Genomic DNA, 22,138 nt, shown 5'->3' with positions numbered 1-22,138 from the left:
AAAATATTAAAACGACGATAGATGGTAAACGAAGACAGAAAAATTAAAGAAAAATTCCAACCAAAAACTTGGAACGAAATAAAAACAAATGATTCTTGGGCTATTTTTAAAATAATGGCAGAATTTGTAGAAGGTTATGAACGTTTAAGTAAAATAGGACCTTGTGTATCTATATTTGGTTCTGCACGTACAAAACCAGATCATCCTTATTATAAGCTAGCTGAGGATGTTGCATTTCAGTTAACTCAAAGTGGTTTTGGAGTTATTACAGGTGGTGGACCAGGAATTATGGAAGCTGGTAATAAAGGTGCTAATAGAGGAAAAGGACTTTCTGTAGGTTTAAATATAGAATTACCTTTTGAGCAACATGATAATCCTTGGATTGACCCAGGAAAAAGTTTAGATTTCGATTACTTTTTTGTTCGTAAAGTAATGTTTGTAAAATACTCTCAAGGTTTTGTAGTAATGCCTGGTGGTTTTGGTACTATGGATGAACTTTTTGAAGCAATAACTTTAATTCAGACAAAAAAAATTGGTCGTTTTCCAATTGTTTTAGTAGGTAGAAAGTTTTGGGCTGGTTTATTAGATTGGATTAAAAACACTTTAATTGAAGAAGGTAATATTAGCGAAGATGATTTAAATCTTTTTAGAGTTGTAGATACTGCAGAAGAAGCTGTGGATCACTTTAACAAATTCTATGCTAAATATAAATTAAAGCCAAACTTTTAATAATTAGAAAGGTTATTTTGATAAAACACATTCAAGTTTCTATATGAACTATATTTTAAAAAATAGTTTTCAAGGTGATATGAATGATTCTTATAAAACTATTGGTATTAATGGAAATTACTACAATTAATCTATTAATAACTCTAATTGTACAAGCTTTTTTTTAAAAGAATTAAACAATTTTAGCTTCCATATACCAATAGTTATAAAAGTAAAAATATCATAAAGCACTTTGTCAATTTTATAAAACTTTCAACTTATTTCATTAATAAACACTAATATTGTTAAAAAAAATAACCTCAGCTATTAAAGAAAAGTGAATTCAATTATTATTTACAATCAACTTAGTCAAATAATTCATCAAGATAAAAACTTAAATCAAGAGCATTTAACAATAGTTACAAACAGCTTTTTTAAAGGAATCTACTACTTAAAAGCAAACACATTTAAACCCTTAAAATTTGTAAAAAATTAATTTGAAAAAGTTTCTTAAAATATTTGTTCTTTGTTTTTTCTATTGTGGATTTTCTAATGCTCAAGAAAACACAATTACTATTAAAGCCACTTTAGACACCAATAAAGACGAGCTGCTCATAAATCAAGAAATTCTTTTCATAAATACTTCAGATTCAATCTTAAGCAATATTTATTTGCACAATTGGGCAAATAGTTTTAGAGATCGTAAAACGCCTTTATCTAAAAGGTTTATTAAAAATTACAGAAAAGATTTATACTTTGCCAAAGAAGAGGAATTAGGTAAAACCACTATAAAAAACCTTACAGTTAATTTTGAAACTACACAATTTTATGAGCTTGATAAACAAGCTGATATTTTAAACATAGAACTTCAAAAACCACTAATTCAAAAAGATACAGCAAAAATTGTTTTAACCTATGCTGTAAAAATTCCAAGTGCTTCTTTTACAGGCTATGGTAAAACAGAGCAAGGATATCATTTGCGTTTTTGGTATATTACGCCTGCTGTTTACAATAACGGATGGGAATTAATGAGCAATTTAAATATTGACGATTTATACGAAAAAGCCACCGATTTTATTGTAGATATAAATGTACCAAAAGATTATATTTTAGAGAGTAATTTATACCAGTACGTTACAAAAAAAGAAAATACAACCAATTATTATTTAGTTGGTAAAAAGAAAACAGATATAATTCTTGGCATCAATAAAAAGAAACAATTAAAAACCTATAAAACTGAAAAAATTGCAGTTCATACTGATGTTTTTGATAAAGAGATTAAATACGAAACAGCAACCAAACTTCTAAATAAAAACATAGCCTTTTTAGAGAAATTTTTAGGTAAATATCCTCATAAAGAAATTTATATTGATAGAATTACGCAAGGCAAAGATCCTGTATATGGCTTAACACAATTACCTAGTTTTGTGCGCCCTTTTACAAATGATTTTAAAACAGAAATTACAATGTTTAAAGCTTTGAGTATTAAATTTATAGAAAACACACTGCTTTTTAACAAAAGGAAAGATAATTGGTATTTAGATGGTTTACAAAACTATTTAATGATGGAATATATTGATAAATTCTATCCGAATAAAAAACTAATAGGTAAGTTTTCTGATGCCTGGTTTTTAAAACGTTTTTATTTTGCAAAATCAGATTTTAACGATCAATATCCATTAATATATCAATTTATATCGCGTAAATTTTTAGATCAATCTTTAACTACCTCTGCAGATTCCTTATCTAATTTTAACCGAAAAATAGCTAATAAATACAAAGCTGGTTTAGCATTTCGATACTTAAAAGGTTTTTTAGGTGATAGTATTTTAAACAAAACTATTAAAGAACTTTATCAAAATAATCAAACAAAAACTATTACAAGTAATGATTTTAAACAACTTTTATCAAACAAAACAGATAAAGAATTAGATTGGTTTTTTAATGATTTTATAAATACTAACAAAAAAATAGACTATACTATAAATCACCTTATTGTAAACAAAGATAGTGTTGCTGTAACCATAAAAAATAAACGAAATATTACCACACCTGTATTGTTATATGGTTTAAAGGATAAAGAAATAAAATATAAAAAATGGGTTACTGGTATAGAAGACACAGCAACTGTAAATTTGCCAAATAAAGACATTAACAAAGTTGCTTTAAATTACGAAAACTTATATCCAGAATTAAACACTTTAGATAACTGGAAAAGATTAAAAGATAAAATTTTTAACAAACCTCTAAAATTCAGCTTAATAAAAGACATACAAGACCCATATTATAATCAAGTATTTTATCAACCAAATTTTAGCTATAATTATTATAATGGTTTAACTTTAGGTCTAAGTTTACATAATAAACCTTTAATTAAAAGAAATTTAGAATTTTCATTAGCACCTTCTTATGCCACAAAAAGCGGATCTTTAACAGGTTCTTTTTCTGTGAGGTACGATCAATATTTCGAAGACACTAATATTTACAAAATTCTTTATGGAATTTCTGGCTCAACATCAGATTACGCTCCAGAATTATCTTATGAATCCATTGTACCTTATGTAAATTTAATTTTTAAAAGAAAAGATTTAAGAGATGCTACTTTTGAATCTTTAGGCGCAAAATTAGTACATATTGATAAAGAAATTCCCTTAGATCAAATAAGAACTGATGAAGACAGTTACAGTGTTTTTAGCTTAAATTACAATTATGTAAACCCTGATATTATAAAAGAATTTAGATATAATTTTAGCTTAGAAGTTGCCCAAAATTTTTCTAAAATTGCTGCGGATGTTAGGTATCGTTCTTTATCAACCTCTAATACCCAACTAGACTTTAGAATATTTGCAGGTTCATTTTTAAAAAATTCTACAGAAGGAGATTATTTTAGTTTTGGTTTAGATAGAGCTAATGATTATTTATTTCAACTTAATTATTTTGGTCGATCAGAAAGAAGCGGTTTTTTTAGTCAGCAATTTATTATTGCAGAAGGTGGTTTTAAATCTGTTTTACCAACAAGGTTTGCCAACCAATATATGTTAGCTTTTAACTCTAGTTTTGGTTTATGGAGATGGGTAGAATTTTATAATGATGTTGCTTTTCTAAAAAACAAACACAATCCGGTTTATTTTGCTTATAATAATGGAATACGTTTTAATTTTGTTCATCATCTTTTCGAAATATATTTTCCTTTCTACTCTAATAATGGATGGGAATTATCTCAGCCAGCTTACGCCGAAAAAATTAGATTTACTATAACTGCTAATTTAGGTTCAGTGTACAATTTCTTTAGAAGGGGATTCCTATAAAAAAACTCTAAAATACCTATAGATAGGTATTTCCCATTTTCATAACTACTTTTAAATTTACCTTGTTAAATAAAAAAAGATATGAAATTGAAAAAACACTTAATTTACATTTTTGTCTTTTTCTTTTGCTTACAAATTAAAGCTCAAGAAGACAAAGAAGTCAAAGAAAAAAAGAACGCAATAGCCGTTTCTTTTGGTTCAACTGGTTTAGGCTTAGAATATGCCCGAAAACTATCCAACAAGCTAAATGCTAGATTTGTTTGGCACTCTCTTAAAATAGAGGATTTTGAGCAAGAAGATGTCGAAATTAAAAGTGACTTAGTAGACATCTTAGCAAATCTAGAAGTATCTATTGTAGATATTGGTATAGAATATTTGCCTTTTAAAAATTCTTCTTTTAAACTTACAGCAGGTTTAGGTATACTTAATAAAGTAAACTTAAACGGAGTTGTAACCTACAATGAAGATGTTGTTTTTGGAGAAGTAGTAATTACCAATGAAGATGCAGGAGAAATTATTGCAGATATCACTTGGACAGACACTGCACCTTATGTAGGTATAGGATTTGGTAGAGCAATACCTAAAAACAGATTAGGATTTGGTATTGAGTTTGGCTCATACATTACTTCATCACCAAAAATTGATCTTACTGCCTCAAACTTACTAGAAAACACAGCATCACAAAAAGAAAACCTACAAGAATCTTTAGAAGATTTTAAATTTATTCCAAGAATACAAATAAGAATTGCATACAAATTTTAAAAAACAAACACTATGAAAACAAGAAAATTACTAATAAGAGCCATTGCATTTATTGCAGTAGCAATCACAATCATCATGTCTTGTAAAGGACTTGATGAAATTACAGACGATTTTGACATCATTATTAAAAACTCTATATTTAAACAACAAGTTATTGTAGAAGTTTTTGACCCTGTAGACCAATTAAACCTAGAAGGTGACAATGTATTACAAGTCGAAATTATGGGAAAAGATGCAGACAAAATTGTTACTGATGCTGGTAATAATGTAAGTACCGCAAAAGTAGTAGGAGGTACAATTGCACTCGCTGTTAACCCAAATAAAAACGTAAGTAACGAAACTGTAGAATTTATGGTTAAAATTACAGGAAACAATTACTTAACAACAACAATTCCTGTAGTTTTATCTCCAACAGATTCAATTGCCTCAATCAGTGCCAACGTAGTTAATAAATTAAATACTGCTCCCGGTATTGATTATATAAAAGCTACAAAAACCTTGGCGAATAACACCTTAACAGAAGATTTCACATTTGAAACAACAGGAACTAAAGCTGGTACTAATACAGAAATAACAATTAAATCTGGTACAGTTTTTAAGGATATAGATGGTAATGATATTTCTGGTTCAGAAATTGAAAGTGAATTGGTTCATTTTAATAGCAGCGATTCTGAATCTTTAGCCTCTTTTCCTGGAGGATTTATGCCTACTGAAATTACAGATGAAAATGGTGATAGTGTAAATGATGCTTATTTTATAACTGCTGGTTTTGCTTCAATAGATATGGTTATAGGTAATAAAGAAGTTAAAAACTTTTCTCAGCCAATAATTATTAAAATGCAAATAGATTCAAATTTTATTAACCCAGATACAGGCGTAACTATAAAAGCAGGAGACATTATTCCAATTTGGTCATACAGTAAAGATAATGGTGAATGGGATTATCATACTGATGGTGTAGTAAAAGCTGATAATGGTAATTTAATAGTAGAGTATACAACAACACATTTATCTTGGTACAACCTAGATTATAAAGGAACAAGATGTACAAATTATTATCAAGGTGTTGCTAAAATAAATATTGCTATGACTGGGGTAAGTAACTCTAATGGTTATACATTATTTAGTGATTTCTTTTATGAAAATGGAAACCAACCTATATCTCCATATTCTGGAAAAGTATTTTCTTGGTATGATGGTCAGACTTTTGATATGAATAATGCACCTGCAAATAGAAAAATTCAAATGATTGTTTATAGCGGATCTAGCAGATATGACAAGGGTGAAATATTATTTAGATCAGAAGCCTTTAATCTTTGTACTGTAGGATCTGTTAATATAGATGTTTCAAGCATTGTAGCAAAACTACCTCCTTTACCAGTAAATGTAACAGTAGATTATAAAGGTGAATGTAATGGAAAAATTTTAGCCCCAACTATACCACTTTATATGAAAACAAAAAGCTATTATGGTTATACTTATTGGAAATATATGGGCTATGTATATAATGGGAGAATTACTCTACGAAATATTAATTTAAATCAAGATTACGAATTCAGGACTTATTTTAATGGCCAATACTTTTATCAAACTATTGCTTTTGATAAAACTGAATATATAAATGACAGTTATCAAATTCCAACTGATCTATGTAGTAGTTTATTTTAATCAAACTTAAATTAAAAAGAGATATTATGAAAATAGTATCTCTTTTTTTTCTGCACTTATAAAACAAAAAAATTATGTGCAAAAAAATAAATAAATTATTACTTCAACATAAGAGGATTCCTATAAATTCAAACAAAAAGATATTATTTGTATAATTACTAACAAAAATCAATTTAAACACTACTTTATTAACATATTCTCAATCAGAATAGAAATTTTTAAATATCAATTAAAAAAACTATCTTTGTATCATAAAAATTCTATAAACTATGTTGCAAAATACAGTCGCTTTAAACACTCAAGAAATTTCATTTAACGAATTTAAAAAAGAGGTGTTAAAGGACTATAAGATTGCACGAATTAGTAGAGAGTGTAGCTTATTAGGAAGAAGAGAAGTACTAACTGGTAAAGCAAAATTTGGTATTTTTGGTGATGGAAAAGAAGTACCTCAGCTAGCTATGGCAAAAGCCTTTAAAAAAGGCGATTTTAGATCTGGTTATTATAGAGATCAAACTTTTATGATGGCGCTTGGTGAATTTACTCCTCAACAATTTTTTGCAGGTTTATATGCACATACAGATATAAATGCAGATCCAATGTCCGCAGGAAGACAAATGGGAGGCCACTTTGCAACTCATAGTTTAAAAGAAGATGGAAACTGGAAAAACCTAACAAAGCAATACAATTCTAGTTCAGATATCTCTCCTACTGCTGGTCAAATGCCTCGTTTATTAGGTTTAGCACAAGCATCAAAAATTTATAGAAACGAAAAAAGTGTACAAAAAAACACCAATTTCTCAATTAATGGTAACGAAATTGCTTGGGGAACAATTGGTAATGCAAGTACAAGTGAAGGTTTGTTCTTTGAAACCATAAATGCAGCTGGAGTTTTACAAGTACCAATGGTAATGAGTGTTTGGGATGATGAATACGGAATTTCTGTACACGCAAAACATCAAACTACAAAAGAGAGTATTTCAGAAATTTTAAAAGGATTTCAAAGAGATAAAAAAAATAAAGGTTACGAAATTTTTGTAATTAACGGTTGGGACTATGTGCAATTAGTAGATGTTTATCAAAAAGCAGCAAAACTAGCTAGCGAAGAACATATACCTGTTTTAATACACGTAAAAGAATTAACACAACCACAAGGACATTCTACTTCTGGGTCTCATGAGAGATATAAATCTAAAGAACGTTTACAATGGGAAAAAAACCACGATTGTATTGTAAAAATGCGAGAATGGATTTTAGATTTTGAACTAGAAACAGAAAATGGAGATGTTTTACGTTTTGTAGAAGATGAAACTGATTTAATCATTTTAGAAAAAGAAGCTAAAAAAGAAGTAACCAACGCAAAAAGAAATGCTTGGAACGCCTTTTTAAATGAAATAAAATCAGAACGTTTAGATGCGTCTGAATTACTAGAAAAAGCTGCGGTTAAAAGTTCTAACAAACCTTTTATAACTAAATATAAAAACGATTTAAACGCAATATCAGAACCAACCAGAAAAGATGTTTTATCTACGGTTAGAAAATGTTTATGGTATTTAAGAGATGAAAATTCGGCTGAAAAAAATGCAATTCAGATTTATATTAAATCATTTTTTAAAGAAGCTTATCAAAAATATTCTACACATCTATTGAGTGAAACAGACTTAAGCGCTTTAGAGGTTTTAGACAAAGCGCCTATTTATGCTCAAGAAAAAAACTTGGTAGATGCCAGAATTATTATGAGAGATAATTTTGATGCCATTCTTAATAAACATAAAGATGTAGTAATTTTTGGTGAAGATGCTGGTTTTATTGGTGATGTAAATCAAGGTTTAGAAGGTCTACAAGAAAAATATGGCAACATCAGAATTTCTGATACAGGAATTAGAGAAGCAACAATAATAGGTCAAGGAATTGGTTTGGCTATGAGAGGTTTAAGACCAATTGCAGAAATACAATATTTAGATTACTTGCTATACGCACTTCAAATTATGAGTGACGATTTAGCAACTTTACGATACAGAACTTTAGGAAAACAAAAAGCACCTTTAATTATTAGAACTCGTGGTCATAGATTAGAAGGTATTTGGCACGCAGGTTCACCAATGGCAGGAATTATAAATAATGTTAGAGGAATCCACGTTTTAGTACCAAGAAATATGACAAAAGCTGCTGGTTTTTACAATACGCTACTAGAAGGTGATGATCCTGCTTTGGTAATAGAATGTTTAAACGGTTATCGTTTAAAAGAAGAATTACCAACTAATCTAGGTGATTTTAAAACACCAATTGGTATTGTAGAAACTGTAAAAGAAGGTAAAGATTTAACTGTAGTTTCTTACGGTTCAACTTTACGTTTAGTTCTTGAAGCAGCCAAAGAGTTAAATCAAGTTGGTATTGATATCGAAGTAATTGATGCTCAAAGTTTATTGCCTTTCGATTTAACCAAAGATTGTGTAAAAAGCTTAGCTAAAACCAACAAACTATTAGTAGTTGATGAAGATGTGCCTGGTGGAGCTTCTGCTTATATTTTACAAGAAATTATAGAAAACCAAAACGGGTATCAGTATTTAGACAGTAAACCATCTACATTAACATCAAAACCACATAGACCTGCTTATGGTACTGATGGCGATTATTTCTCTAAACCTTCAGTTGAAGATATTTTCGAAAAAGTGTATGCAATTATGCACGAATCGAATCCAACTAAATTTAGAAGTTTATATTAATAATCATTTAAAAGTTACTTAATTTTAAATGATTGAATGTTGATTTTTTACTTGGGATAAAAGGTTTTTCTTCTGGAACTACTAATTGATCTAATTGATGATTGATTACAAACTGATGCTGTGTTTTTATAAATTTAGAAATATCTTCAATTTCTAAAATACCATCTTTAGCATATTTTTTCAATTAGCAATTTTCAGTTTATAAAATTAATAAACAACAATTTTATCACCACTAAATTAAGCATTGAAATGCTACCTTTTTTTAGTTCATATTTTTACTTTTCTTTTAATTTTATCTTTAAATACAATTTACTTAATAAGTAAAATCAATTTTATTAAAAAGATATTAAATAAATAACAAATCGAAACAAGATTATTATTTTTTTAACAAAACCTAAAGAGTTTCTATTTCCAGTTTTACTTACTTTAGAAGTTTCAATTCCCAATTAACATAACTTATGAAGAAACTATTACTCTTTTCAATGATTTCTGTATTTGCTTTTCAAACAGAAATAAAAGCACAAAAAAAGAAATCAAAAAAAGAAAAAACCGAACAAACATCCACAAAAGCAACACCTAAAAAAAGTAAAACTCCAAAATATTCAGATTTTGTTACTGCAAAAACAAAATCAGATGAAGGTTTATTTAAAGTACACAACACTAACAACAAATTCATTTACGAAATTCCAAAATCACATTTAGGAAAAGAAATGTTATTGGTTACTAGAATTAAAGAAATCCCTGCTGGTTTAGGTGGTGGCTATGTAAATGCTGGTTCTAAAATTAATACCCAAGTTGTTGTTTGGGAAGAATTTCAAAATAAAATTTTATTAAAAGTAAAATCTTATAACGCAGTTGCCAATGATTCTTTACCTATTTACAAATCTGTAAAAGTCAATAACCTAGAACCAATTATTTACGCTTTCGATGTAAAAACTCAGAATACAGATTCAACAGCTGTTTTGGTTGATGTTACTAAATTTTTCACATCAGATATCAAAGCAATTTCTGCATTACCTGCACGTTACAGAAGAACTTACAAAGTAAAAAGATTAGATGCTTCTAGAAGTTTTATCAACTCTATAAAAAGCTACCCTAACAATATAGAAGTTGTACAAGATTTTACTTTTGATGCTGATGCACCACCAAGTAATTCTAGAACAAACACTATTACAATTCGTGTAAATCAATCTATGATTGTGTTACCAGAAGATAAAATGATGCCTAGATTATATGACAAACGTGTAGGTTATTTCTCACTTGGAAATGTAGATTATAGCTCAGAGGCATTAAAAGCAGACGACAAAAGATATATTAGAAGATGGCGTTTAGAACCTAAAGATATTGACGCTTACAATCGTGGTGAATTGGTAGAACCTATAAAACCAATTGTATATTATTTAGACCCTGGTACACCAGATAAATTAAAAAAATACATTAAACAAGGTGTAGATGATTGGGCTAAAGTTTTTGAAACTGCTGGTTTTAAAAATGCAATTATGGCTAAATATGCACCTACTAAAGAAGAAGATCCAGAATTTAGCATGGAAGATGTTCGGTATTCTTCTATTAGATATGTTGCAAGCACAACAAGAAATGCAACTGGTCCAAGTGTTTCTGACCCAAGAACTGGAGAAATTCTTGAGAGTGATATTATTTGGTATCACAACCATTTACGTTCTTACAGAAATAGATATTTATTAGAAACTGGTGCTGCAAATCCTTCTGCAAGAACTTTAGATACACCTGCAGAAGAAATTGGTGAAATGATGCGCATGGTAATTTCTCACGAAGTTGGTCACGCATTAGGTTTACCACATAATATGGCTGCAAGTTACGCTTATCCTGTAGATTCTTTACGTTCTGGAAAATTTACTCAAAAAATGGGAATTGCTGCTACAATTATGGATTATGCTCGTTATAATTATATAGCGCAACCAGGTGATGAAAACATAAGATTCGTACGTCAATTAGGACCTTATGATCATTATTCAATTAATTGGGGTTATCGCAAAATTCCATCAGCAAAAACACCAGAACAAGAAGTTAAAACGCTAGACAAATGGATTGAAGAAAAAGCTGATGATCCTATTTATAGATTTGGCGCACAACGTTTTGATCCTTCAGCACAAACAGAAGGTATTGGAAATGATCAAGTAAAAGCATCTACTTATGGTGTAAAAAACTTAAAAATAGTTGCAAAAAACTTACCTAAATGGACATCAGATCAAACTAATAACTATGAAGATTTATCTGAATTATATGGAGAACTTTTAGGTGTTTGGAGCAGATATGTTGGTCACGTTACTGGTAATATTGGTGGTATTTACGAATTCAATAAAAAACCTGTACAAGAAGGATTGGTTTACGAACCTGTAGCTAGAGAAAAGCAAAAAGAAGCTATGATTTGGTTGCAAAAAAATGCTTTTGCTACTCAAGATTGGTTGTTAGATCCTAAAATTTTAGCAAATATTGATGAAAGTGGTTATACAAATACAATGTTACGTTTACAAACCAGACAATTGTATTCGCTTTTAAACACATCAAAATTAGAAAGAATGATTGATGCAGAAATTATAAACCCTAAAAGTTACGATGCTTTAAGTATGATTCGTGATTTAAGAACTGGTATTTTTTCTGAAGCAAATTACACTAAAAATGTTGATGTTTTTAGACGTAATCTACAGAAATCTTTAATTGATAGAATGGGTACTTTACTAAATTCTAAAGAAACTAAAAATTCTGACATTTCTTCTATTCTTAGAGGTGAATTGCAAAGCTTAAACTTTCAATTAACCATCGCAAAAAACAGAGGTGTAAATAGAATTACAAAGTATCATTACAGAGATTGTATGGCTAAAATCAAAGAAATTTTAGACGCTAAATAAAATTTATTTTCTCAATAAATTATTACCTATTGCACAATGTAAACAACGTTTCTTTGTGCAATAGTTGTTTTTAAGCGTTAACAAAGCTTGACTTTCCATTGCGTTTTTAGCTTCAATTTTTAAATCAGAAAACTTAGAAATAATACTATTTTTTTCTGATTTTATTTGTTTTAGAAAATCATCATTTAAAAACTCGTTTCTATTATTTAAATACACAAATTTTAAAGGTAGAATGGTGTTTATCAAAATTAAATCGATAAAAGTTTTTGTTAATTTTTTAGTTGATTTTTTTGAAACCTTTACAAAAGTATAATGCGTTTGCCAAAACTCTTGAATTCCAAAATTAAAAATTTCGTAAAACTCTTCTTTTTTACTGATGTTCATCAACCTAGAAAATAAATTTTGATGTGTAAAAAATAAAGCAGCCAATTGTGCAATTCGAATGGTAGGAAAATTTTGAGGACGCATTCTAAAAAACTGAAACGTATTCTTAGAAATTGATTTTAGTTGATATTTATGCTTTAAATACTCATATTCCTTTTTTAATTCTTGATGATAGTTATCTTCAATTTCATCACCTAAAAAACCTGCCTGACCAAAAAGCAAAGCTGTTAACTGATTTTCATTAAACCGTACTTTTCTAACCACAGAAAAGTCTATAGATTTTGACAATTGTAAAAAAGCTTCTCCATTTATTTTTAAACCAAAATTCTTTGCAATAAGCTGAAATAATACAGCTTCAAAATCATAATTTGATTCATTTAACAATTCTTTTATAATGATTGATTTCTGCTCTAAACGTTCAAAATATAAACGTTCTAACCAATTATCAATCAAAAATTTATCAACGAATTCAAGTTGATTTTCACAAGGAATCCAATTTTGTTTTTGAAAAATTAAACGATTATAATTCTCTAAAATATTTTTATCAACTCTATTTTTTAATTCTAAAGTGGGCAGAGATTTGTTGTTTTTCATATAAATATCTGCATCATAATCCCAAACAACGTGTAGAATTACAGCATCATAATTTGCATCTTCTTCGTGTTTGTGCAAATACCAATCAGACGATTTTAAATGCATTTCTACATTACCAACCCAAAGCTGATTGTCTATTTCAATATGAGCGTTTAAAAAATCTGGACCTTCATTTTTATTATGAGTTCCTGCCTTTTTTATATGGATTTTTAAACCATCTGAAGTAGATAAACTTGTACTAGAAAAAAGTTTGTATTGCCAAACATAATACAAAAAATCTTCGTTCATCCTTTTTATTTTCAAGGTACAAAAAATTTATAAATGCATCAATTTTACCAATAGAAACTTAATTTAAGAGCTATGATTACCTTACTTTTGTTGTATATTTTAAATTTATGAATACAATAGAAAGTTTACAATGGAGATATGCTGTTAAGAAATTTGATAAAAATAAAACACTTTCTGCCCAACAAATAGAAACACTAAAAGAAGCATTTAACTTAACACCAACTTCTTACGGCTTACAACCGATAAAATTAGCGGTAATTCAAAACAAAGCCATTCAAGAAGAATTGGTTTTGCATTCTATGAATCAACCTCAAGTTCTAGAAGCCTCTCACCTATTGGTAATTTGTATTCCTAAAATTTATGATAATATGGAGGTTGAGAATTATTTTGATTTGGTTCAAGAAGTTAGACAAACTCCAGATGAAATTATCAATCCTTTTAAAGAGTTTTTAACTAATCAACTTGCTAATAAAACGCAAGAAGAATTAACAATTTGGAATAAAAATCAGGCTTATATAGCTTTGGGTAATTTATTAACTGTTTGTGCTATCGAAAAAATAGACGCTTGCCCAATGGAAGGTTTTATTCCTGAAAAATATGATGAAGTCTTAAAGTTAAATAAGCAAAACTTAACTTCAGTTTTAGTTATACCTGTTGGTTTTAGAGCCGAAGATGATTATATGAAAGACTTAAAAAAAGTTAGAAAAAATATTGATGATAGTATTATAGACATCAAATAAATATTACTCAATTTAAAGTCTTCTTTAACAAGAAGACTTTAAATTGGCCTTTAAAATTGGTACTTTTGTAGACTATTAATACAACAACTTTATGAATCAAGATATTAGAAATATAGCTCCGAAATCAGTTTGGAATCATTTTGCAGATTTAAATGCAGTACCAAGACCATCAAAAAAAGAAGAAAGAATTATACAGTTTATGGTTGATTTTGGTAAAAGCCTAAACCTAGAAACTTTTGTAGACAAAGTTGGTAATGTAATCATAAAAAAACCTGCTACTTCTGGTATGGAAGACAGAAAAGTTACTGTAATGCAAGGACATATTGATATGGTGCATCAAAAAAATTCTGACACTGTTTTCGATTTTGATAAAGAAGGTATTAAAATGTATGTAGATGGTGATTGGGTAAAAGCAGATGGTACAACTTTAGGTGCGGATAATGGTTTAGGAGTTGCAGCAATTATGGCTGTTTTATCTTCTACAGAATTACCTCATCCAGAAATTGAAGCACTTTTTACTATTGATGAAGAAACTGGAATGACTGGTGCAATGGGTTTAGAAGGAGGTATTTTAAAAGGTGAAATTTTACTAAACTTAGATACAGAAGAAGATGATGAAATTGGTATTGGTTGTGCAGGTGGTGTAGATGTTACTGCTAAAAGACATTATACAGAAGAAAACTTACCAGAAAACACAACGGCTTTTTCAATTGCGGTTACTGGTTTAAATGGTGGTCATTCTGGAATGGATATTATAAAAGGTTTAGGTAATGCCAATAAAATAATGAATCGTTTATTATTTGATGGTTATAAAAATTATGGATTAAGAATTGCTGATGTAAATGGTGGTAGTTTACGTAACGCAATTCCAAGAGAGAGTTTTGCAACTGTTGTTGTAAATAGCGATTCTAAAGAAACTTTTTTATCTGAAACCTCTTCACTTATCAACAAAATAAAAGTAGAGTTTTCAACACTAGAACAAAACTTATCTATTGACCTTCAGGAAGTTGAATCACCAGAAAAAGTAATGGAAGTTGATGCGCAAGAAGGATTTATAAAGTCTATTTATGCGGCTTTAAATGGAGTGTATAGAATGAGTCCTGATGTTAATGGTTTAGTAGAAACTTCAAACAATATTGCTAGAATTATTGTTAAAGACGGTGAAATTAAAATAGGATGTTTAACACGTTCATCATCAGAAACTAATAAATGGGATTTAGCAAATTCTTTAAAAGCTTGTTTTGAATTGGCCAATTTTAATGTTGATTTTTCTGGCACTTATCCTGGTTGGTTACCAAATATGAATTCATCAATCTTAAAAACGGTAGAGAGTACTTATATTGAATTATTTAATGAGCAACCAAATGTAGCTGCTTGTCACGCTGGTTTAGAATGCGGAATTCTAGGACAAAATTACCCAGAAATGGAAATGATTTCTTTTGGTCCAAATATAAAAGGAGCACACTCACCCGATGAACGTGCGCAAATATCATCGACCCAAAAATTTTGGAAACTATTAAAAGAAGTTTTAAAAAATACCCCAATAAAAGCTTAGTAATTTAAAATAAATTAAAAGCATCTCTTTTTTGAGTAAAATTGTTTAAAAACAGTAAAATTAAATTCGTATTTTATTAAACTACAGATATTTACGAATTTATCTTTTTGTTAACATCTTTAAATTTCAGAAAACAGAAAAAAATGTAATTTTACTCTTTATTAACATAAAGTTATTATGGGAAAAATAATTGCTATTGCAAATCAAAAAGGAGGTGTAGGTAAAACTACCACAAGTGTTAATTTAGCAGCTTCTCTTGGCGTTTTAGAAAAGAAAGTTTTATTAATTGATGCTGATCCGCAAGCAAATGCTTCTTCTGGTTTAGGCCTTGATGTAGAAACAGTTGAATTTGGAACTTATCAAGTTTTAGAACATACCATAGATGCAAAAGATGCTATTGTTAAAACAACTTCGCCTAACGTAGATATTATTCCTGCACATATAGATTTAGTTGCTATTGAAATTGAATTGGTAGACAAGCAAAATAGAGAATATATGCTTAAAAAATCTATCGAACAAATTAAAGATGATTACGATTATATTTTAATAGATTGTGCACCATCATTAGGTTTAATAACTTTAAATTCGTTAGTTGCATCAGATTCTGTAATAATACCCATACAATGCGAATATTTTGCTTTAGAAGGTTTAGGTAAATTATTAAACACCATAAAAAGCGTACAAAATATTCATAATTCTAATTTAGATATAGAAGGCTTGTTATTAACAATGTTCGATTCTCGTTTAAGACTTTCTAACCAAGTAGTAGATGAAGTAAGAAAACATTTTTCTAGTATGGTTTTTGATACAATTATTAGAAGAAATACACGTTTGGGAGAAGCACCAAGTTATGGAGAAAGTATTATTGCCTATGATGCTACTAGTAAAGGTGCAATAAATTACTTAAATTTAGCCCAAGAATTATTAAAAAAGAATTTGTAAAAATAATGGCAAAAGCAACAAGGAAACAGGCTTTAGGAAGAGGATTATCTGCTTTATTACAAGAAACACCTAACATTAATTCTGCATCAGACAAGAATGCAGATAAAGTTGTGGGTAATATTATAGAAATTGATTTAGAGTTAATTGATGTTAACCCTTATCAACCAAGAACTTATTTTGATGAAGAAGCGTTAAGAGAATTAGCGAGTTCTATTAGAGAATTAGGTGTTATACAACCAATTACAGTTCGTAAATTAGAAGGTAATAAATTTCAATTGGTTTCTGGTGAGCGTCGTTTTAGAGCATCAAAATTAATAGGAAACCCAACAATACCGGCGTACATAAGACTGGCAAACGACCAAGAAATGCTAGAAATGGCCTTGGTAGAAAACATTCAACGTAAAAATTTAGATCCTATAGAAGTTGCACTTTCTTACCAACGCTTAATTGATGAAATTCAGTTAACACAAGAAGAACTAAGTACAAGAGTTGGTAAAAAAAGATCTACAGTTACAAACTATTTACGTTTGTTAAAATTAGATCCTATTTTACAAACTGGTATGCGAGATGGATTTATTTCTATGGGTCATGGACGTGCAATGATTAATGTTGATAATACAGAAGATCAATTAGCAATTTACGAGAAAGTTTTACGCGAAAAATTATCTGTAAGGCAAACAGAAGATTTGGTAAAGAGCCTAAAAACAGGAGCTATTGCTAAACCAAAAAAGAAAATTGTAATTCCTCCTTTTGTTAGAGAAAGCAAAAAAGAAATTAGCGAGTTTTTTGGTCATAAAATAGATATTTCTGTAGCGTCTAACGGAAAAGGAAAAATTTCTATTCCTTTTCATTCTGAAGAAGATTTTAAACGAATAAAAAACTTATTAAAGTAAGTGCTTTTTAAAAAAAATATACTTATCCTTTTCATTGCATTTTATGCTGTTCATTCTTTTGCTCAAAAAGATTCTACAGACGTTAAAGTTAACGATGTAAAAATTTTAGGCAACATAAAAACTTCGCAAGGAGTATATGATCCGTTAGCGCCATCTAAGGCAGCTTTTTATTCGGCTATTTTTCCTGGAATGGGTCAGATTTACAATAAAAAATATTGGAAAGCCCCAATTGTTTGGGGAGCTTTGGCAATACCAGTATATTATTATCAAATTAATAATAACGATTATAAACGTTATAGAACTGCATACAAATTAAGAAAAGCAGGATTGCAAGACGAGTTTACTTTAGAAGATGGAAGCGTTTTAGTATCTACAGAAACTCTAGAAACTGCGCAAGAGCAGTTAAAAGAAAATAGAGATTTTTCGCTTTTATCTGGTATTATAATTTACGTTTTACAAATTGTAGAAGCGAGTGTAAATGCGCATTTATTACAGTTTAATACAGACGATAATTTGTCTATAAAACCAGCTTTTATTCCTGATCCAATTCAGTTTGAAGCACCAACAGTAGGATTACAAATTAAATTTACATTTTAAAATGAAGATTGCACTTTTAGGTTATGGAAGAATGGGTAAAGAAATTGAAAAAATTGCAATTTCTAGAGGCCACGAAATAGTAATTCGTAAAGATGCCAATGATGTTATTGATATAACTTTGGCTGATGTTGCTATTGATTTTAGCATACCAAATTCCGCTTTTAGCAATATAACCAATTGTTTAAACAACAATGTTCCTGTAATTTCTGGAACTACAGGTTGGTTAGAAAATTATGATAAAGCTGTTGCACTTTGCAAAGAAAAAAATGGCGGATTTATTTATGCTTCTAACTTTAGTGTTGGCGTAAACATCTTTTTTGAATTGAACAAACAATTGGCAAAAATGATGAGTACTTTAAAGGAGTACAATGTTTCTATGGAAGAAATTCATCATACTAAAAAATTAGATGCACCCAGTGGAACTGCAATAACTTTAGCAGAAGGTGTAATAGAAAACACATCTAAAAAAGATTGGGTTTTGGGTGATGAAACATCAGAAGAAAATAGTATACCAATTGTGGCTAAAAGAATCCCAGATGTACCTGGTACACATTCTGTTTGGTACAATTCTGAAGTAGATACCATAGAAATTAAACACACTGCACACAATAGAAAAGGTTTTGCTTTAGGTGCAGTAATTGCAGCAGAATGGATTTTAGATAAAACAGGCGTATTTTCTATGAAAGATGTGTTAAACATCTCTTAAATACTGTAACTTTTTAGTTATTTTGCAACTTATAAAACATTAAAAATTATTTCTATTTTAAGAAATTAAAAATATATTATGACTTATACACAGTGGTTTATCTTCTTTTTAGTAGTGCAAGTAATACACTTTTTGGGTACTTGGAAATTATATGTAAAGGCAGGTAGAAAAGCTTGGGAAGCTGCAGTACCAATTTATAATGGTATTGTTTTAATGCAAATGATTAACAGACCAAAATGGTGGATTATTCTACTTTTTATACCAATTGTTAACTTATTAATGTTTCCTGTAATTTGGATAGAAACTATTAGAACTTTTGGTTTTTATAAAAAAACAGATTCGCTTTTGGCTATTGTAACTTTAGGTTTGTATATTTTTTACATTAATTATGCAACAGATGCTAAACACAATGCAGATAGAAGTTTAAAACCAAGATCTGAGTTGGGTGAATGGGTTAGCTCTATTGCATTTGCAATTATTGCTGCAACTTTAGTGCATACGTATTTTATGCAGCCTTTTACAATACCTACATCATCTTTAGAAAAATCTTTATTAGTTGGTGATTATTTATTTGTGAGTAAATTTCATTATGGAGCACGAGTTCCATCAACAGTAATTGCTGCACCAATGGTTCACGATTCTTTACCATTAACAGGTTTACCATCTTATTTAAAAAAGCCACAATTACCATACACTCGTCTGCCTGGTTTACAAAAAATACAAAACAATGATATTGTTTGTTTTAACTGGCCTGCAGATTCATTGGCTACAATGTGGGGAGATAATTCTGGGAAATTTACCTACAAACCTGTAGATAAAAAGACAAACTATGTAAAACGTGCAGTTGGTATTGCTGGCGATTCTCTAGAAATGAAAGATGGTTATTTTTACATAAATGGCAAAAAGAACGAATTACCTTACAGAGCAAAATTACAGTTTTACTATACTTTTGAGTGTAAAGAACCTATAAGTCAAAGTAGTTTTCCTAAGTTTTTATTAGATAAAGAAAGAACCGGAGTTTATAAAATTCTTACTGAATACTGGGAAAATGATAAAGTACAAACTGCTATAAAAGAGAATGGAAGTCTATCTAAAATTGGTCAAGATTCTTTATATACAGAAGTTGCTGGAGGTATAAATCCTGACTTTGCGAGAAAAATTAAAATGGTTAATGTTGATAACAAAATAAACATTAATTTAACTGAGGATGAAGTTGCTAGACTTAAAAAATATCCGCTAACAAAATCTGTAACTAAAATAAATCATTCTGCAGATAATGCCATTTTTCCTCATGTTAAAGAATTAGGTTGGAGCCAAGATAATTTTGGACCAATATATATTCCAGAAGCAGGAGCAACTGTAAAATTAGATACAGAGTCGCTTCCTTTCTATGAGCAAATCATTAAAAACTATGAGTATAATGATTTAGTTGTAAATGGTAAAGATATTTTTATTAACGGAGAGAAAGTCGATTCTTACACGTTTCAACAAGATTATTTTTATTTAATTGGTGATAACAGACACAATTCTTTAGATGCTAGATATTGGGGTTATGTTCCTTTCGATCACGTTTTAGGAAAACCTGTAATGGTTTGGTTTAGTTGGGATGCTGATGCACCTAGTTTTGGCGCAAAACTTAAATCAATTCGCTGGGATAGAATGTTTACAACTGTTCACGGAGATGGAGAACCAGTTTCTTACAGATATTTAGTTTTTGCATTAATTGCACTTTATATTGGTTGGAGCTTTTATAAATCTAAAAAGAAAGCTTAAGTTTTATTGTTAAGTTGTCTTAGAATTTAATTTTGAACTCTGAACTTTGAACAAATAAAATGTCATTATTTATTCCAACATATTTTTCACCCATTTCTCAATATGCTGAGCTTGTAAAAGCAGACGATGTTGTGTTTGAAGTAGAAGATAATTTTCAGAAACAGAGTTACAGAAATCGTTGTTACATATATAATTCCAGTGGTAAACAGTTATTAACGATACCGGTAAAACATCAAATTAAAGACGGAAGAAAGAAAACAAAAGATACTTTAGTAGAGAATAATGTTCCTTGGCAAGACCAACATTTTAAGTCATTGAAAATTGCTTACAGAACATCACCTTTTTTTGATTTTTTAGAAGATGATATCGCTCCAATTTTCAATAAGAAATACAAATACTTACAGGATTTAAATATTGATACTTACCTTTTTATTACTGATGCTTTACAATTAAATTCTGACTTTATACTTACAAAAGAATATCAAACCGAAAATATAACAAATGATTTTAGGTTTTTGGCAGATAAGAAACATCAACCTAAAAAATTAATAGAAAGATATATTCAAATGTTTGATGATAAACACGGTTTTATCCCAAATTTATCGATATTAGATTTACTTTTTATGGAAGGCCCAAATGCGATTAGCTTTTTATAATCCGTTAAGATTTCTTATCTTTAAAAGAAAATCTTAAATGTATGCTATCATTAAAAGAATTCACAAATCAATTTAAAGATATACCTGAAAAAAGTTTTGACTCTTTTTTACAATTAGCTTCAAAAGTAGAATTTAAAAAAAATGAGTTTTTAATTAAATTTAATGAAGTCGCTATAAATTTTTATATTATAAAAACTGGTATTGTAAGATCTTATATTGTTGATGAAAAAGGGAAAGAATACACCAGATCATTTTTTACATTAGGTAAACCTACAGGCTCTTTAAACTCACTTTTATCGAAAGAACCAAGCAAACTAGCTTACGAATGCTTAACAGATTGCACATTGTATAAAATTAATTACAATAATTTTATGACGCTAACTAAAACAGATATTGGTTTAGCCAATTTATACTCAAGGTTATTAGAATATGTGTTTTTTTTAATGGAATCTGAGATTTATAACCTTGCAATTTTAGATGCATCAGAAAGATATTTAAAACTCAAAAGAGAAATACCTGATATAGAAAACATTATTGCTCAATACCATATTGCTGCTTATCTTAATATTTCTGCAGTTCAATTAAGTAGAATTAGAAAAAAAATGTACTCTAAATAACTCTAATAACATAGGTAAAGAGTTTAATAACAATAATTATATAATTTTGCCGGGCTAAAAATATTTTAATTTAAGTTCCCCAAAAAATTATTTAAAATAGAAAAGGTTTATCTTAGGATAAGCCTTTTTAAACTACAAATTTTAAAAGTAAACCATTCATAAATACAAGAATACACATACATTTCACAATGTAGAATAAGTTCCCTAAAAGTTATTCAATTAAAAAAAGATTTCATTCAATTTTAAGTATTTTTTTGCAACTGTTTTTATGGCAAATTCTTTTACATTATAAAATACAATTTTCAAAAAAACTAGGTATAAATCTCAAAAAAACAA

General features: G+C 28.9%; 17 protein-coding genes. 15 read left to right on the top strand and 2 right to left on the bottom strand.

Annotation, left to right across the window (positions count from 1 at the left end; translation table 11 throughout):
- Positions 1 to 21 precede the first annotated feature (21 nt).
- The 5 genes from BW723_RS10085 to BW723_RS10065 all read left to right on the top strand — a co-directional run bounded on the left by BW723_RS10085 (position 22) and on the right by BW723_RS10065 (position 9,169).
- Entirely contained in the window at positions 22 to 729 is a 708-nt protein-coding gene (locus tag BW723_RS10085; RefSeq protein ID WP_068357714.1) for an LOG family protein, read from the top strand.
- Positions 730 to 1,205: 476 nt separating this feature from the next.
- Positions 1,206 to 4,016 (top strand): gluzincin family metallopeptidase, encoded by a 2,811-nt coding sequence (locus tag BW723_RS10080; RefSeq protein ID WP_068357717.1) that lies wholly within the window; start codon positions 1,206 to 1,208, stop codon positions 4,014 to 4,016.
- Positions 4,017 to 4,097: 81 nt separating this feature from the next.
- On the top strand, positions 4,098 to 4,778 hold the full coding sequence (locus BW723_RS10075) for a hypothetical protein (RefSeq protein ID WP_068357720.1): 681 nt from the start codon (positions 4,098 to 4,100) through the stop codon (positions 4,776 to 4,778).
- Between the two features lie 12 nt (positions 4,779 to 4,790).
- Positions 4,791 to 6,446, top strand: a complete 1,656-nt coding sequence (locus BW723_RS10070; RefSeq protein ID WP_068357723.1) for a hypothetical protein — start codon at positions 4,791 to 4,793, stop codon at positions 6,444 to 6,446.
- A gap of 269 nt (positions 6,447 to 6,715) precedes the next feature.
- The gene (locus BW723_RS10065) at positions 6,716 to 9,169 is read left to right on the top strand and encodes an alpha-ketoacid dehydrogenase subunit alpha/beta (RefSeq protein ID WP_068357726.1); all 2,454 of its coding nucleotides are present in this window, start codon (positions 6,716 to 6,718) and stop codon (positions 9,167 to 9,169) included.
- Between the two features lie 7 nt (positions 9,170 to 9,176).
- Here BW723_RS10065 and BW723_RS17720 read toward each other — a convergent pair whose 3' ends face one another.
- A complete protein-coding gene (locus BW723_RS17720) occupies positions 9,177 to 9,353 on the bottom strand; it encodes a DUF4291 domain-containing protein (RefSeq protein WP_139059065.1) in 177 nt (58 codons plus the stop codon).
- Between the two features lie 274 nt (positions 9,354 to 9,627).
- Between BW723_RS17720 and BW723_RS10060 the strand changes: the two genes are divergently transcribed.
- On the top strand, positions 9,628 to 12,057 hold the full coding sequence (locus tag BW723_RS10060; RefSeq protein WP_068357729.1) for a zinc-dependent metalloprotease: 2,430 nt from the start codon (positions 9,628 to 9,630) through the stop codon (positions 12,055 to 12,057).
- A 3-nt stretch (positions 12,058 to 12,060) separates the two neighbouring features.
- On the opposite strand, the gene BW723_RS10055 is transcribed toward BW723_RS10060, so the two are convergent.
- Positions 12,061 to 13,323, bottom strand: a complete 1,263-nt coding sequence (locus BW723_RS10055; protein WP_068357732.1) for a DUF2851 family protein — start codon at positions 13,321 to 13,323, stop codon at positions 12,061 to 12,063.
- A gap of 107 nt (positions 13,324 to 13,430) precedes the next feature.
- Here BW723_RS10055 and BW723_RS10050 point away from each other — a divergent pair, with 107 nt between their 5' ends.
- From BW723_RS10050 to BW723_RS10010, 9 genes are all read left to right on the top strand, one after another.
- A complete protein-coding gene (locus BW723_RS10050; RefSeq protein ID WP_068357735.1) occupies positions 13,431 to 14,063 on the top strand; it encodes an NAD(P)H-dependent oxidoreductase in 633 nt (210 codons plus the stop codon).
- A 91-nt stretch (positions 14,064 to 14,154) separates the two neighbouring features.
- Positions 14,155 to 15,618 carry an aminoacyl-histidine dipeptidase gene (locus tag BW723_RS10045; protein ID WP_068357738.1) on the top strand — a complete coding sequence of 488 codons (1,464 nt, stop codon included), beginning with the start codon at positions 14,155 to 14,157 and terminating at the stop codon, positions 15,616 to 15,618.
- Between the two features lie 177 nt (positions 15,619 to 15,795).
- On the top strand, positions 15,796 to 16,560 hold the full coding sequence (locus tag BW723_RS10040; protein WP_068357741.1) for a ParA family protein: 765 nt from the start codon (positions 15,796 to 15,798) through the stop codon (positions 16,558 to 16,560).
- 5 nt (positions 16,561 to 16,565) lie between these two features.
- Positions 16,566 to 17,453, top strand: a complete 888-nt coding sequence (locus BW723_RS10035) for a ParB/RepB/Spo0J family partition protein (protein WP_068357744.1) — start codon at positions 16,566 to 16,568, stop codon at positions 17,451 to 17,453.
- Positions 17,454 to 18,050 (top strand): DUF5683 domain-containing protein, encoded by a 597-nt coding sequence (locus tag BW723_RS10030; RefSeq protein ID WP_068357747.1) that lies wholly within the window; start codon positions 17,454 to 17,456, stop codon positions 18,048 to 18,050.
- Position 18,051: 1 nt separating this feature from the next.
- A complete protein-coding gene (gene dapB, locus BW723_RS10025) occupies positions 18,052 to 18,756 on the top strand; it encodes a 4-hydroxy-tetrahydrodipicolinate reductase (RefSeq protein ID WP_068357751.1) in 705 nt (234 codons plus the stop codon).
- Positions 18,757 to 18,834: 78 nt separating this feature from the next.
- On the top strand, positions 18,835 to 20,529 hold the full coding sequence (gene lepB, locus BW723_RS10020; RefSeq protein WP_068357754.1) for a signal peptidase I: 1,695 nt from the start codon (positions 18,835 to 18,837) through the stop codon (positions 20,527 to 20,529).
- Between the two features lie 59 nt (positions 20,530 to 20,588).
- Complete coding sequence (locus tag BW723_RS10015) at positions 20,589 to 21,185, top strand: WbqC family protein (RefSeq protein WP_068357757.1); 597 nt, start codon at positions 20,589 to 20,591, stop codon at positions 21,183 to 21,185.
- A gap of 41 nt (positions 21,186 to 21,226) precedes the next feature.
- Positions 21,227 to 21,802, top strand: coding sequence for a Crp/Fnr family transcriptional regulator (locus BW723_RS10010; RefSeq protein WP_068357760.1), 576 nt, complete (start codon positions 21,227 to 21,229; stop codon positions 21,800 to 21,802).
- The last annotated feature ends 336 nt before the right edge of the window (positions 21,803 to 22,138 follow it).

The sequence above is a fragment of the Polaribacter reichenbachii genome (assembly GCF_001975665.1).
GTDB classification, from domain to species: Bacteria; Bacteroidota; Bacteroidia; order Flavobacteriales; family Flavobacteriaceae; genus Polaribacter; species Polaribacter reichenbachii.
The sequence above is the reverse complement of the archived record's forward strand: the minus strand, read 5'-3'. Positions and strand labels throughout refer to the sequence as shown.

Coding starts and splice junctions, on each gene's coding strand:
- BW723_RS10085 (WP_068357714.1), top strand. CDS start 22: ATGGTAAACGAAGACAGAAAAATTAAAGAAAAATTCCAACCAAAAACT.
- BW723_RS10075 (WP_068357720.1), top strand. CDS start 4,098: ATGAAATTGAAAAAACACTTAATTTACATTTTTGTCTTTTTCTTTTGC.
- BW723_RS10070 (WP_068357723.1), top strand. CDS start 4,791: ATGAAAACAAGAAAATTACTAATAAGAGCCATTGCATTTATTGCAGTA.
- BW723_RS10065 (WP_068357726.1), top strand. CDS start 6,716: ATGTTGCAAAATACAGTCGCTTTAAACACTCAAGAAATTTCATTTAAC.
- BW723_RS10060 (WP_068357729.1), top strand. CDS start 9,628: ATGAAGAAACTATTACTCTTTTCAATGATTTCTGTATTTGCTTTTCAA.
- BW723_RS10055 (WP_068357732.1), bottom strand. CDS start 13,323: ATGAACGAAGATTTTTTGTATTATGTTTGGCAATACAAACTTTTTTCT.
- BW723_RS10050 (WP_068357735.1), top strand. CDS start 13,431: ATGAATACAATAGAAAGTTTACAATGGAGATATGCTGTTAAGAAATTT.
- BW723_RS10045 (WP_068357738.1), top strand. CDS start 14,155: ATGAATCAAGATATTAGAAATATAGCTCCGAAATCAGTTTGGAATCAT.
- BW723_RS10040 (WP_068357741.1), top strand. CDS start 15,796: ATGGGAAAAATAATTGCTATTGCAAATCAAAAAGGAGGTGTAGGTAAA.
- BW723_RS10035 (WP_068357744.1), top strand. CDS start 16,566: ATGGCAAAAGCAACAAGGAAACAGGCTTTAGGAAGAGGATTATCTGCT.
- dapB (WP_068357751.1), top strand. CDS start 18,052: ATGAAGATTGCACTTTTAGGTTATGGAAGAATGGGTAAAGAAATTGAA.
- lepB (WP_068357754.1), top strand. CDS start 18,835: ATGACTTATACACAGTGGTTTATCTTCTTTTTAGTAGTGCAAGTAATA.
- BW723_RS10015 (WP_068357757.1), top strand. CDS start 20,589: ATGTCATTATTTATTCCAACATATTTTTCACCCATTTCTCAATATGCT.
- BW723_RS10010 (WP_068357760.1), top strand. CDS start 21,227: ATGCTATCATTAAAAGAATTCACAAATCAATTTAAAGATATACCTGAA.